Source organism: Companilactobacillus sp. (assembly GCF_022484265.1).
Classification (GTDB): Bacteria; Bacillota; Bacilli; order Lactobacillales; family Lactobacillaceae; genus Companilactobacillus.
The window spans coordinates 652,574-665,276 of the sequence record NZ_JAKVLR010000001.1 but is presented as its reverse complement, the minus strand read 5'-3'; the positions used below and the strand labels follow the sequence as shown (position 1 = coordinate 665,276).

At 36.7% G+C, this 12,703-nt stretch carries 14 protein-coding genes; 11 read left to right on the top strand and 3 right to left on the bottom strand.

Features of this window, described 5'->3' with window-relative positions:
* Nucleotides 1-542: 542 nt before the first annotated feature.
* From LKF16_RS03350 to LKF16_RS03340, 3 genes are all read left to right on the top strand, one after another.
* Nucleotides 543-1,916 (top strand): DUF2252 domain-containing protein, encoded by a 1,374-nt coding sequence (locus LKF16_RS03350; RefSeq protein WP_291468627.1) that lies wholly within the window; start codon nt 543-545, stop codon nt 1,914-1,916.
* Nucleotides 1,906-3,903, top strand: a complete 1,998-nt coding sequence (ppk1, locus tag LKF16_RS03345) for a polyphosphate kinase 1 (protein ID WP_291468625.1) — start codon at nt 1,906-1,908, stop codon at nt 3,901-3,903. Before LKF16_RS03350 ends, ppk1 begins: the two co-directional genes overlap by 11 nt.
* A 134-nt stretch (nt 3,904-4,037) precedes the next feature.
* Nucleotides 4,038-4,991, top strand: coding sequence for an aldo/keto reductase (locus LKF16_RS03340; RefSeq protein WP_291468623.1), 954 nt, complete (start codon nt 4,038-4,040; stop codon nt 4,989-4,991).
* 79 nt (nt 4,992-5,070) lie between these two features.
* On the opposite strand, the gene LKF16_RS03335 is transcribed toward LKF16_RS03340, so the two are convergent.
* On the bottom strand, nt 5,071-5,460 hold the full coding sequence (locus LKF16_RS03335) for a MerR family transcriptional regulator (RefSeq protein WP_291468621.1): 390 nt from the start codon (nt 5,458-5,460) through the stop codon (nt 5,071-5,073).
* A gap of 117 nt (nt 5,461-5,577) precedes the next feature.
* Here LKF16_RS03335 and LKF16_RS03330 point away from each other — a divergent pair, with 117 nt between their 5' ends.
* Nucleotides 5,578-6,135: a sugar O-acetyltransferase gene (locus tag LKF16_RS03330; RefSeq protein WP_291468619.1), complete on the top strand. Its 558-nt coding sequence runs from the start codon at nt 5,578-5,580 to the stop codon at nt 6,133-6,135.
* A 39-nt stretch (nt 6,136-6,174) separates the two neighbouring features.
* On the opposite strand, the gene LKF16_RS03325 is transcribed toward LKF16_RS03330, so the two are convergent.
* Both LKF16_RS03325 and LKF16_RS03320 read right to left on the bottom strand, forming a co-directional pair.
* On the bottom strand, nt 6,175-6,795 hold the full coding sequence (locus tag LKF16_RS03325) for a cation transporter (RefSeq protein ID WP_291468617.1): 621 nt from the start codon (nt 6,793-6,795) through the stop codon (nt 6,175-6,177).
* Nucleotides 6,785-7,129 carry an ArsR/SmtB family transcription factor gene (locus LKF16_RS03320; protein WP_291468615.1) on the bottom strand — a complete coding sequence of 115 codons (345 nt, stop codon included), beginning with the start codon at nt 7,127-7,129 and terminating at the stop codon, nt 6,785-6,787. Before LKF16_RS03320 ends, LKF16_RS03325 begins: the two co-directional genes overlap by 11 nt.
* Before the next feature lie 76 nt (nt 7,130-7,205).
* Here LKF16_RS03320 and nfsA point away from each other — a divergent pair, with 76 nt between their 5' ends.
* The 7 genes from nfsA (at nt 7,206) to LKF16_RS03285 (ending at nt 12,265) form a co-directional block, all read left to right on the top strand.
* Entirely contained in the window at nt 7,206-7,943 is a 738-nt protein-coding gene (nfsA, locus tag LKF16_RS03315; protein ID WP_291468613.1) for an oxygen-insensitive NADPH nitroreductase, read from the top strand.
* A 160-nt stretch (nt 7,944-8,103) separates the two neighbouring features.
* Entirely contained in the window at nt 8,104-9,078 is a 975-nt protein-coding gene (locus tag LKF16_RS03310) for a hypothetical protein (RefSeq protein WP_291468611.1), read from the top strand.
* A gap of 18 nt (nt 9,079-9,096) precedes the next feature.
* Nucleotides 9,097-9,780, top strand: a complete 684-nt coding sequence (locus tag LKF16_RS03305; RefSeq protein WP_291468610.1) for an ABC transporter ATP-binding protein — start codon at nt 9,097-9,099, stop codon at nt 9,778-9,780.
* Nucleotides 9,780-10,934: an ABC transporter permease gene (locus LKF16_RS03300; RefSeq protein WP_291468609.1), complete on the top strand. Its 1,155-nt coding sequence runs from the start codon at nt 9,780-9,782 to the stop codon at nt 10,932-10,934. The genes LKF16_RS03305 and LKF16_RS03300 overlap by 1 nt, the downstream gene beginning before the upstream one ends.
* Before the next feature lie 6 nt (nt 10,935-10,940).
* A complete protein-coding gene (locus LKF16_RS03295) occupies nt 10,941-11,399 on the top strand; it encodes a hypothetical protein (protein ID WP_291468607.1) in 459 nt (152 codons plus the stop codon).
* Between the two features lie 73 nt (nt 11,400-11,472).
* On the top strand, nt 11,473-11,895 hold the full coding sequence (locus LKF16_RS03290; RefSeq protein ID WP_291468605.1) for a nucleoside 2-deoxyribosyltransferase: 423 nt from the start codon (nt 11,473-11,475) through the stop codon (nt 11,893-11,895).
* Nucleotides 11,896-11,983: 88 nt separating this feature from the next.
* Nucleotides 11,984-12,265 (top strand): hypothetical protein, encoded by a 282-nt coding sequence (locus LKF16_RS03285; protein WP_291468603.1) that lies wholly within the window; start codon nt 11,984-11,986, stop codon nt 12,263-12,265.
* Nucleotides 12,266-12,703: the final 438 nt, after the last annotated feature.

Sequence of the window (12,703 nt, the reverse complement as noted above, 5' to 3'; positions counted from 1 at the left end):
TCCCAACGAGCATGAGCAAAGCGAATGTGAGGAGGGACTTTTTGAGTGGTTTCAAAAAGGTTTTGATTTTGAAGAATTGAATAATCTCACGAGGAACAAGTGAGATTGAGTTGGGCAAAGCCCAACGAACGAATACAAAACCACAGTGAACCGACCAACCCAAATTCTTTGCAAGAAAAATTAGCATACCCCCGACAAACAAGCAGAAGAGATTTTGAAGTAACTCTGTTTAGGCTTCGGGGTGGTGGAGCGCTCGGCCTCAGTAGTGACATAAATAATGGAACGTACGTCGCCTTTGGCGCGTGCGCTACTGTTTAAAATGTTGGCTACGCCAACGAACAACCAAGGATGCCGGCCAAAAGGCAATCGCTTTCCGTCTGGAACCGGGTCCCATACCGCAAATAAATCAATATAAATCTCAACAAAATTAACCATACCTAAAAAAGATATTTGAATATAACAAACTTTAATTAAAAAAAGTGACTAAAGCTAATAGTTATCTTCCTAAGCTATTGTATAATGAAAAATAAGGAGATGAGGGCATGAGCCAGACACCATATACATTTCAGGATACTGACGCATTCAAAAGTACAGAACAATTAATTATTAAGGGGAGATTTTTTGCTACCACAGTCTCAGACTCCTTTAATCAATTCGAACCCAAAAAACGTAATATCCACAAAATTCTTAACATCAAAAATAAGCTATTAGTTCCTGAACTACTAGCCGTTAAACGTGAAAGAATGTCGGGATCACTGTTTGCATTTTTAAGAGGAACCGTCGATGTGATGCACTACGATCTTTCACGTCATGAAAATAGTGGGATCAAAGTTTTAGTGGGTGGGGATGCCCATATCGGAAACTTCGGTTTCTACGGATCTTCTGAAGGTCAATTATTGTTTGATATGAATGACTTTGATGAAGCTCATTTAGGTCATTGGGAATATGATTTAAAGCGTCTTTTGGTCAGCGCATTGTTAGTTGCACGTGATCATGGATTTGAGGAATCAGACATTCAGGAATTTTTGCTATCGGTGGTTGATACGTATTTCGATACACTAAAACATATGACAAAAATTTCCGAAATGAAACGTTTTATTTTACCAAATACGCTCCAAAATATTACTGAGATCTTTGGTAAATTAAAAGATAATGAGGAGTATTTTCAAGAGTCCTTCAACAAAGTTATTGCCAAGAGTATTAAAAAGGCACAAAAGAGCAACTCTAAGCTAGTGATCGAAAAATATACCGAGATCAATAGCGATGGCCAACGTCGATTCGTTGAAAACAAGCCAGTTACTCAACACATTAGCGAGAAGGATTACAAGAATTTAGTTGACGGATATAAGAGATATAAAAAGAACCAACGCAGCGACGTTAGACTATTTCTAGAAGATTTTGACATCATTGATGTCGTTCGTCACAGCGTAGGTGTAGGAAGTGTCGGGACACTCTGTTATCTTATTCTGCTTCAAGACTTGGATTCAAACTACTTGGTACTACAAGCTAAACAAGCTTTACCTATCTATAATAATGACGAATTGTATTCAGAAAAGAATACTAGCCAGGGTCAAAATATCGTTGATAGCCAATTGATCTTGCAAAGTTCTTCTGATCCATTCTTAGGCGCATTCGATACGAAAAAATATAGTTTCTACATGCGTCAATTTAAGGATATGAAGTCGTCGATCAATTTAGATAAGCTTGATTTTGAATCCTTTAAAGACTATGTCAAAGTGTGTGTGATCTTGTTAGCCAGAGCACATTCACATTCACCAAACTACCCATTAATTATTGGTTTTGGGGAAGAGTATGCGGATATCGCAAACTCGTTGATGAATTTTACCAATAGTTATGTAAAACAAGTTGAATATGATTTTGAGTCTTTCGAAAAGGAACTAAGAGATGAAGAGTAAATATTATAATAGGGATCTAAGTTGGCTGTTGTTTGACAATCGAGTGATCGATCAGGCATACAATCCCAACGTTCCAGTGTTAGAGAAATTACGCTTTTTAGCAATCGCATCTAACAACTTGGATGAATTTTTCAAAGTACGAATGCACAATATTCATAGCATGATCGGTAGTCCTAAAATTGAAAAACGTACTGGACTGACTGGTAGTGAAGTGCTTGATCTAGTGCATGAATTCAATCGTCGCAATCTGACGAAGCAATATGAAGCTTATTCATTATTGATGGAAAAATGTCGCGATAAAGGCATCTTCCAGTTGTTGAAATATGATGAATTAAACGATTTTGAGAAGCAACATATTCAAGATTATTATCAAAATGAACTTGCAGATGAATTGTTGGTGGAAAATTTTTCCAATGAACACAGATTCCGTCATAACTTGAACATTTTAATGCAATCGCAAGGTCACACTTATACATTCCCAATTCCAGACGAATTTGATCGAATCGTTCCAACTGGGGTGGATGATCATTACATCTTGATCGAAGACGTGATCTTAAATTGCGCTGATGAAATTTATCATAAGTACGATGCCTTGAAGTGCTACGTTTTTAGAGTCACATACGATAAGAATAAAAAGTACGATTTCTTGGATGAAAAATTAACCGACGATGAATACTTGAAAAAGATGACTCAGTATTTGAATAGCCGTGATCCTAGAAAGATCACCAGAGTGGAATTTTGGTGCGATGGACCACGTGGTCGGAGCTATTTTTCACAACTATTCCAGATCAGCAAAAAGAGCGTCTATAAGATTCCTGGACCAGTTGACCTCAAGTTGCTGGACGGATTTTTCAAGCTGTACAAGCATCGCAGTAATTTAGTATTCCCTAAATTTAACGCTCGCAAGTGGAAAGATTCGAAGAATATCTTGCATTATTTGGATAAGACTCCAATGTTGCTAGAATATCCTTATGATTCATTCAGTGTCTTTTTAACTTATTTGGAAACAGCTGTTAATGATCCACGTACGACCGATATTTGTATCACCATTTATCGGACAGAGAAGAATTCGCAACTAGTTAAGCTCTTGCAAAAAGCTGCTGCTAAAGGTATCAAGGTTACTGCTTTAGTTGAATTGCGAGCTCGATTTGATGAAGAACACAATTTGCTAGTTTCAGAAGTTCTGAAATCTAGTGGTGTCAAAGTCATTTATGGTGACCGCGTTAACAAAGTTCACTCAAAAGTTTGCTTAGTCTTGCAAGGTGCTAAAGATCAAGGCTATGTTCAAATTGGAACGGGTAATTATAATGCTGTTACCTCAAATGTTTTTTCTGATATCAGTTACTTTACTAGCAACAAGACCTACGTTAACGATGCAGCTAAGTTCTTCGAGAGATTGACCGACCGCAAGAAGGTCGATTACGATTTATTCGTAACTTCTCCTAAGAATTTAAAAGCAATGATCATCGAAAATATTAAACGAGCAACTAAAGAGTATTTAAGAGTCGGCAAGGGTGGAGTATTTTTGAAGGTCAATGGATTGACCGACATCGACATCATCAATGCCATTTATCGTGCTGCTCGTTTAGGCTTGCCATTTAGATTGATTGTCAGAGGTCCTTGTTCATTGAAACTCGGTCTTTGTGGCGAAAAAGAAGATATTGTCGTTAAAAGTATCGTTGGCGAATTATTGGAACATAGTCGTATTTTCAGATTCCAATACGGTGATTCTGATGAACAAATTTGGATCTCATCTGCGGATATGATGACCAGAAACCTTGAACGTCGTGTCGAAGTTGCCGTGCCAGTTGTCGAAGATGGACCAAAGAGAAAGTTGAACAAGATAGTTAATATGTATATTCGTGATACTGAGAATTCCTATTTCTTAAATACAAATGGTGAATATTTCAAGAAACGCAAGACATTTGGCATTTCTGCTCAACAAACTTGGTTAAAACGTCTCAAATGGCGTAAATACGTTAAATAAATATAAAAATTAAGAGAAAACCAGACGTGATTTGGTTTTCTCTTTTTTCGTGAAAAATTTTTTGAACAGTTTCCTTGACTTAGACTATGGTCTAGGAATTATTCTTGAGTCATTAAAGCAAAGGAGTTCAAAAAATGAAACAAGTTAATATTGGAAACACAAACTGGAAAACTTCCGCTGTTGCTTTAGGAATCATGCGTATGGAAGCTTTGTCACCTGCTGATGCAGCCAAGGCACTAGACGCTGCTTACGATACTGGTATCGACTACATTGACTCTGCCGATATTTATGGCATGGGCAATTCTGAAAAAGTTTTTGGTGAAGCACTTAAACAATCACACGTAAATCGTGATCAACTCTACATTCAATCAAAGGGTGGAATCGTATTTGATCCTGAAAGAAGTCATGGAAGCTTTGTCTTCGGAAAACGTTACGACTTCGCTAAAAAGCATTTGATCGAAGCAGTTGATGGAATCTTGGAAAGAATGCAAATCGACTACTTGGATGCATTCTTATTGCACCGTCCAGATCCACTCATGGATCCTGCTGAAGTATCAGCAGCCTTTGATGAATTACAAACGGCTGGTAAAGTTCGCCACTTCGGTGTTTCAAACTTTAATCCGCAACAATTTGAATTCGTTCAAGAAAACGTTGATCAGAAATTATTGATCAATCAGTTGCAATTTAGCATCATGCATACTGGAATGGTTGATTTCGGGATGCATACTAACATGACTGATGATCGTTCAATCGATCATGATGGGGGACTACTTGAGTTCTCAAGACGTAAAGGGACAACCATCCAAACTTGGTCTCCATTCCAATACGGTATGTTTGAAGGAACCTTTATCAATAACGACAAGTTCCCAGAATTAAACCAAAAGCTTGAGGAATTAGCCAAGAAATATGGCGTCAGCAAGAATGGTATTGCCACAGCTTGGATTTTAAGACATCCAGCAAACATGCAAGTTATTATTGGTACCATGAATCCTGATTACATTGTTGACAGTGCCAAGGGTGCCGACGTTGAACTAACAAAACAAGAATGGTACGATGTCTACTTTGCAGCTGGCAACACATTGCCATAAAATGATTGACCTATATGTAAAAATCTAAAACACTAAAAAAGATCGGCCCGTTTCCACCAAGACGGGTCAATCTTTTTGATTAGTCGCATGAAACTGAATCTTCTGTGCCGGCTTCTACGCAACGTGAATAATAATCGATCTTATGGTCGACTGTATCCAAGTAGCTTTGAACCTCAGCCAGTTGCTTTTCGACATCTTTACGATGTTCAATGAAGAAGTCACGACGCTCTTCTAAGGTACAATCACCTTGTTGCGTCCATTCGATAAATTGCTTGATCTCCTTGAGACTCATGCCAGTATTTTTTAAACAGTTGATAACTTGTAAAAATTCGAAGTCGTGATCCTTGAATTTACGACGACCATTTTCATCGCGGTCAACGAAAGGCAACAAGCCTTTTTTATCATAATATCTTAATGTATATGAACTTAAACCAGTTCTTTTTGCGACATCACTAATTGTATAAACCATATTTCTTCTCTCTATTCATGTGATATTAATAACGTTCTATGGCTCTATAATATAACAATTGAGTATAATAATACTAATAAATGACACATATTTTGAAAAAATTAGGGGGTTTTCAAATTGTCTGAAATTGAAAAATTAGATAAGGGCGAGTGGTATTATTTTTTGGATGATGAGGTAGCTGCTAGAAAAGCCAGAGCTGCTAAGCTATGCCAAGAATTTAATGAAATACCAGCAACATCACCAGAACAACAAACCGACAAGATCAAAGAAATATTAGGATCTTACGGCGAGAATATTTCTGTTCAAGCAACTTTTAATTGTGATAATGGAAAAAATATTCACGTTGGCAATGATTTTTTGAGCAATTACAATCTAACCATCTTGGATATTGCACCAGTTAATATAGGAAACAATGTGATGATCGGTCCTAATGTTGATATTTATACCGTAAATCATCCAATGACAGCTAAGGGCCGACGAGACTATTTAGCTAAAGCTAAACCAGTCAACATCGGCAATGATGTTTGGATTGCCGGAAAGGTTACGATCACTCCCGGCGTAACAATTGGAAACAATGTGGTTATTGCTGCCGGTGCAGTACTCACCAAAGATGTTCCTGACAACAGTTTAGTCGGTGGGGTACCAGCTAAAATCATAAAACAACTGACAGAATAAAATATGGGAACCTGATCAAAAAATCAGGTTCCCATATTTTTATTTTTCGGCATGTAATCCATTTTGCAATGATTCTATTCCCTCGCTAGCGATGAAGTAAACTAGTACTAAAGCTGCGACTGAATCGATCCACCAAAGATTAAAGAGTGCAGTCAAGACGACACCAATCAAAACAGTAGCTGCCATATAGGCACAAGTAATGTTGCACATGCCATCTTCGATCAAGGCGTCTGAATGGATCTCTTTGCCGAGTCGACGCTTTTTGACTGTTAGGATTGGCATCAAGATCACTGACGCAATTGCGATCATCATACCGCTCAGACTAGTATCGGCGGTGTTATGTGTGATTAAATTAAAGACGGAGACAAAAATAACGTAAACTGACAGTAGCAACAGGATAGTTCCAACAATCAATGATGACCTTTTCTCAGCCTTTTGAATTTCTTCACTGCTGGCGTGATTAGCTTCTTTTTTAAGCCGCCAGATCAGAGTTGAACCAGAAATTATTTCCAAAAAACTGTCTAAACCAAAAGCAATTAAAAGAATTGATCCGGCGGTGATTCCGGAATAAAATCCAACTGCAAATTCAAATGCCATCCAGGCTGTAGAAAAATATTCGATTTTCAAACTTCGATTAATTAAACTAGGATTATTCACCATGTTTTTTGCCCCTCATAACGTGATCGGCATGTTCTAGTGTCTCATTGATAACATCTAAAATATGAGGATCATTTAATTGATAATAATTCGATTTTCCTATCCGATGCGTACTAACTAATTGATATTCACGAAGTAATGCCAATTGATGCGACACGGCAGACTGCTCCATATCTAATAGATTTACCAGGTCACTGACATTGAGTTCCTGTTGTTCTAGTACATTTAACATTTGAATCCGAGTCGGATTGCTGAGAACCTTCATAATTTTTTGGGCCTCAGTTAGTAAATTTGCATCGATTAGTTTAATGTCTTTCAAGATGTCCTTCAAAAACATATGATATGAATTTCATATGAAAATAATATCATATTTAATTTTGTTGTCCAGATTTTTTTAGAAAAGAGTGTAAACAATGAACCCAGTTATTGAAAATATGCAAAAGCATGTCTCAGTTAGAGATTTTAAAAATGAACCATTAAGCGATGATACGAAACGTCAATTATTGATTGCTGCTCAAAGCGGCTCGTCATCTAATTTTGTTCAAGCATTCTCGATCATCGAAATTACTGATTTAAAATTGCGTGACCAGATCGCTCAAATTTCTAACAGCGCTTCTTACGTTAATCAAACAGGTACGTTTTATGTTTTTGTCGCTGACTTATATCGTCAGTCGCAAATGTTAAATGAAGCAGGAGAATCGCTTGATGGAATCAAACATATGGAACAGTTGCTAGTGGCAACGGTTGATACTACAATCGCAGCCGAAGATATGGCAATAGCTGCCGAAGCAATGGGATTAGGAATTTGCTATATCGGTGGAATTCGCAATGATATTTCTAAAATTGCAAAATTATTGAACCTACCTAAATATACTTTCCCATTATTTGGGTTGACTGTTGGGATTCCCGCCAGCAAGAATCAGGTCAAACCACGACTGCCACAAAAGATCCAAGTTTCCACCAATACTTATGATGCTAACAAATCTACTGATTTGGATGAATATGATCAGACTGTTAGTCAATACTATGCCAACCGTGAGAGTCATCCAGCAAACACAAACTGGACTCAAAAGAATCTCGACTTTTTCAAGGAAGTTCGTCGTCCAGACGTTGGAAAATTTTTGAAGGAGCAAGGATTTTCACTCCGATAATCGCAAAATATGAGTTAGATTTAAGAAATTCAAAAAATTAAATAAAAATATTTTAAATTTCTTTGAAACTTTGGACAGTTATCCTAAATCGCTGGTACATTATTACCAATTACATATATAATGGATTTATATTCTGAAGATTTTAGATATGGGGAAAATTATGAGTAAAAAAATTGATTACGCAATTTGGGGCGTTTGTGCGCTATTTCTCGTTTTGGCAGTTGTTGTCGTTGCTACCTTTAACGGTAAGAACGGTAAAGAAGAATACCAAACTTATACAGTACAAGCCCGTGAAGAAACATACTACAGTGGTGTTGTCGCACCGGAAGATAAACAATCTGTTAGCGCCAAACCATTAGACAAAGAAACTTTAACTTCGCAACCAATGAAAAATGGTGAAAAAGTTACTAAGGGTCAAACTATTTTTACATTTAGTAAGGATATGACAGCACAGATCAGTTCTGTTAATGCTGAGATTCAACAATTGCAATCGATGAATTCTACATTGCAAGCACAACAATCATCAGCTACTGCTGCAGCAAGCACTTCAACAGATTCAACTGATAGTCTTGCATCTACACCTACTACATCTGTAGATAATAGTATGCAAATCGCTCAAAATAATTCTCAAATCACTAGCGATCAAAGTAAATTAGCTGAATTGAACGAAGAAGCTAATAGAACCGTCACATCTCCAATTGCCGGTACCTTGATCAAAGATGCTTCTGGATCATTTGCTGTTTATGGCAAACCAGTTATTTTGGGAAATGTAAATGAATTTGAATTAAGCAATATCAAGAATAATCAAGATGTCATTGTTTACAAGAACAACGGTACCAAGATGTACGGTACGATCACTGAAATTGACAAAGCACCTTACAATTCTTCATCATCAGTTTCTTACTATCATTTCCAAATCACTGCTGATCAAAACTTGACCTTTGGTATGCACGTTCAAATCAAGGCTAAGTCAAAGGGTTACAAGATTCCTGCTAATGCTGTTCATGATGACGACTACGTCTACGTTCTCAAAGATGGTCAAAAGAAGAAGGTTTATCTCGACCTTAACAAGAGTGGAGACTTCTACTATACACATTCCGGTCTTAAAGCTGGACAGAAACTCGTCTTGGATTAGGAGTGGGGTGAATAGTTAATGCTGAGGATTAAGAATGTTGGAAAAACCTACAGTAATAATTTCAAAGCTCTAACTGATATTAATCTCGAAGTGGCTGATGGAGAATTTCTTGCAGTCATGGGACCATCTGGGTCAGGTAAGTCGACTCTGATCAATATCTTGGGACTTTTGGACAATGATTACACAGGTGATTACTTCCTATCAAACGAAAACTATAAACATAGCGACGATGCTACATTGTCAGCTGTACGTGGCGATGAGATCGGCTTTGTTTTTCAAAACTTCAAACTTTTGAATTCATACACAGTTTACGAAAATATTGAAATTCCATTGATATATAGTAAAACTAAAACGATCACAGATCGTAAGAGCGTGATTAATGAAGTGATTGAACAAGTTGGACTATCCGGAAAAGAAAACAGTTTGCCAAAAGAATTATCTGGTGGACAACAACAACGTGTAGCGATTGCTCGTGCTATCGTCAACAATCCGGACATCATCATCGCCGATGAGCCAACTGGTGCCTTAGATTCAAAGACTAGTTTAGAGATCATGAATATCTTCACGCATCTAAACGAAACCTTTGATACTACGATCATTATGGTTACTCACGATAAAGAAGTTGCTGATTTTGCAATGAGAACCGTCTATATTCGTGATGGCCGTTTGTATAATGATGAGAAAAGTGTGGTGCGTAGCTAATGGAAAACTTGACTATTGCATTACGTTCAATCTTAAAAAATAAAAATAGAAATTTACTAACGATGCTAGGTATCATCATTGGTATCGCTAGTGTTATTAGTATCTTGGCTGTTGGTGATGGATTCACTCAGTCGGTAACCAAGAGTTTAGGCAGGGACAATGCATCGAATAAAGTTACCTTGTCATATTCAAGTAAGTCTTCTGATATGAACAGTACAGATGGATTTACACAAGGGGACGTGGCAGTCCTTGAAGATGTTCCTGGCGTTAATAGCGTTAATTTGAGTAGCTACGATAATTCAGTAACTAGTAAGTTAAGTTATCGTCAGAATAGTGCTTCAACTGAAATTGCCGCTATCAAGAAATCTGCTGATGTATCTAAAAGCAATAAACAGCTTTTGAACAGCGACAAGAATTCATCTGACATTTTGATATCAAATAGCATGAAAAAGAAGCTATTTAATTCTGAATCGGCAATGAATAAACCAGTCCAAATTGGCGATAACATGTTTGTTGTTAAAGGTACATTCAGTGCTGATGAATATTCTCCTAACGTCTATTTGTCAAAGGGTACATATAATCGTATCTTTAATGCCAAGAATGCTAAAACTCTAGCTAAATTGACAATCGAAAACGGTAAGAATAAAAAGACAGTTGGCAAGGCTGCTTTGAAGAAAATCAAAGCAAATGGTGAATACAAGAACGAAGGTAAGTACGGGATCGTTGATCCAACCAAAGATATGAAGTCCTTCCAAAAGGTCTTGAACAACGTTACTTACTTCGTGGCATTAGTTGCTGGCATCTCATTGTTGATTGCCGGAATTGGTGTTATGAATGTTATGTATATTACGGTTTCAGAGCGTCGTAACGAAATTGGTATCAGACGTGCCTTTGGTGCAACGGGTGCCAATATTCGGAATCAATTTTTAACTGAGAGTATTGTTTTATGTGTAATTGGTGGAATCTTGGGGATCATCATCGGTTACTTAGTAGTTCTTGTGATCAACTCGTTCTTGCCGTTCAAGGCTGTGATCACAATCTATTCAATATTAATTTCACTGTTGGTCTCAAGTGCAGTTGGTTTGTTGTTTGGATTTATTCCATCAAACAAAGCTGCCAAGGAATCACTAGTCGGATTATTAAAAGAGGAGTAACCAATTATGGGAATTTTATATAAAGTTAAAAGAAGCTCACTCATCGGTGTGATCTTAATTGCTTTGATCACTGAATTCACTTCAGTTTATTGCAACTTTATGTTGTCAACGCAATTTGAAAAGTTCAATAAATACGCTGTGGTAGCAATCGCTTTAATCGCAGCAGCTATATTCTTAGCTATCATTTATTACATTTACCAATTGATATTGCGTAAAGAGGATGTCGAGTATAAAGAAGTATTAATTGTTAACCTAGCCGCAACCTTGACTATCGGAGCAATTTTACAAACGATCGTCATGATTTCAACTTCAGCCTCAACTAACACTTTAGCTAATGTTTTAATTGGAGTTATTACTTACGGTTTATTAGGTTGGCTTAACTGGACTTCACTTGAAGTTAGTCGTCAAGCTAAGATCAATATTAGTATTTGGACATTGATCCTTTTCGTAATTGCGATCTTTTAAAAAAAACATCTCGCAGATACTTCTGTGAGATGTTTTTATTTGTATAATGTAACAGGAAAAGAGGTAAGGACATTTGAAGATATATTTTGCAGCCTCGATCAGAGGTGGAAGAGATGAATCCAAAACCTACAAGAAGATCGTTAAGTATTTAAAAAAAGATAATCAAGTATTAACTGAACACGTTGGAGATACTCAACTAGATGATCAAGGTGAAATCGACCTCAGCGACAAAGAGATACGTGATCGTGACATTGCTTGGTTGGAGGAAGCAGATTTAGTAATAGCTGACACGACAGTTCCAAGCTTAGGTGTGGGCTACGAATTAGCATATGCTGAAATGATCAAGAAGCCAGTAATAATCCTGCATAACGAAGATAAGAGCCAATTATCAGCAATGATAACTGGGACAGACTATTTTCTCGATATCAATTCGTATTCCGATTATCACGAGGCTATTCAAATCCTCGATCGAAAACTAGTAGGTAAAAGATATTAATTTTTTTGTATAAAACCCTTGCTATAAAACGCGTTTCATACCATACACTGAATTTGTAAAGAAAAAAGGACAAAGGATAGTGATTGATATGTTCGCATACATACAAATAATTGATGAAAATAACAAGACTTTTAACGGATACGCTGCTTTTGAATTTATTGATGGGATTCTGACATTGTCATTTATGACAGGGTTAAGACGGACTGTTCGTGTCAAGATTCCAATCAGTGAAGTTGAACACTTAACTGAGAATCAAGATTTCGGCAGTCGGATCAGTTTTGACTACGATCAGAAACATTACATTTTCTTGGACAGTGGTTACGGAGAGTCACAATTTTTAAAGGAAAATTTCTTAGAAACGATCAAATAAAAATCGATGCTGAGCATCGATTTTTTTGTTGAAAATATAATTGAGAAATTGATAAATATCAATAATCTTATATCAAAAAGAGTGCTACACTACTTATAACAAAGTGAGTAATAGATAAGGGGTGTCGTCATTGAATGCAAAATGCTTTGATATTCGAAAGGAAATCCAGAATTTTATTAACAATAATATCGTTAAAATCCTTCTAAGCATTACGGTTGCAATGATTTTTTTGATTGCCAATAGCCAAATCTTAATTTATGCGGCTATTTCAGGAACTTGGTTGTTAAGCTTCGTTTCATTATTTGTCATCGGCTTCGCATGTGCTTACGTCTTGATTTCATTTATTTTTAGAATTTTAGGGAAACAGTAATTTATATACAAAAATACGAGAATCGATTCTGTTTTTATTAGGATCGATTTTTTTTATAGGAGGGAAAG

Bases quoted from the DNA above. Each gene is read 5' to 3' on its own strand.
- LKF16_RS03350 (WP_291468627.1), top strand. From the start codon at position 543: ATGAGCCAGACACCATATACATTTCAGGATACTGACGCATTCAAAAGT.
- ppk1 (WP_291468625.1), top strand. From the start codon at position 1,906: ATGAAGAGTAAATATTATAATAGGGATCTAAGTTGGCTGTTGTTTGAC.
- LKF16_RS03340 (WP_291468623.1), top strand. From the start codon at position 4,038: ATGAAACAAGTTAATATTGGAAACACAAACTGGAAAACTTCCGCTGTT.
- LKF16_RS03335 (WP_291468621.1), bottom strand. From the start codon at position 5,460: ATGGTTTATACAATTAGTGATGTCGCAAAAAGAACTGGTTTAAGTTCA.
- LKF16_RS03325 (WP_291468617.1), bottom strand. From the start codon at position 6,795: ATGGTGAATAATCCTAGTTTAATTAATCGAAGTTTGAAAATCGAATAT.
- LKF16_RS03320 (WP_291468615.1), bottom strand. From the start codon at position 7,129: ATGTTTTTGAAGGACATCTTGAAAGACATTAAACTAATCGATGCAAAT.
- nfsA (WP_291468613.1), top strand. From the start codon at position 7,206: ATGAACCCAGTTATTGAAAATATGCAAAAGCATGTCTCAGTTAGAGAT.
- LKF16_RS03310 (WP_291468611.1), top strand. From the start codon at position 8,104: ATGAGTAAAAAAATTGATTACGCAATTTGGGGCGTTTGTGCGCTATTT.
- LKF16_RS03305 (WP_291468610.1), top strand. From the start codon at position 9,097: ATGCTGAGGATTAAGAATGTTGGAAAAACCTACAGTAATAATTTCAAA.
- LKF16_RS03300 (WP_291468609.1), top strand. From the start codon at position 9,780: ATGGAAAACTTGACTATTGCATTACGTTCAATCTTAAAAAATAAAAAT.
- LKF16_RS03295 (WP_291468607.1), top strand. From the start codon at position 10,941: ATGGGAATTTTATATAAAGTTAAAAGAAGCTCACTCATCGGTGTGATC.
- LKF16_RS03285 (WP_291468603.1), top strand. From the start codon at position 11,984: ATGTTCGCATACATACAAATAATTGATGAAAATAACAAGACTTTTAAC.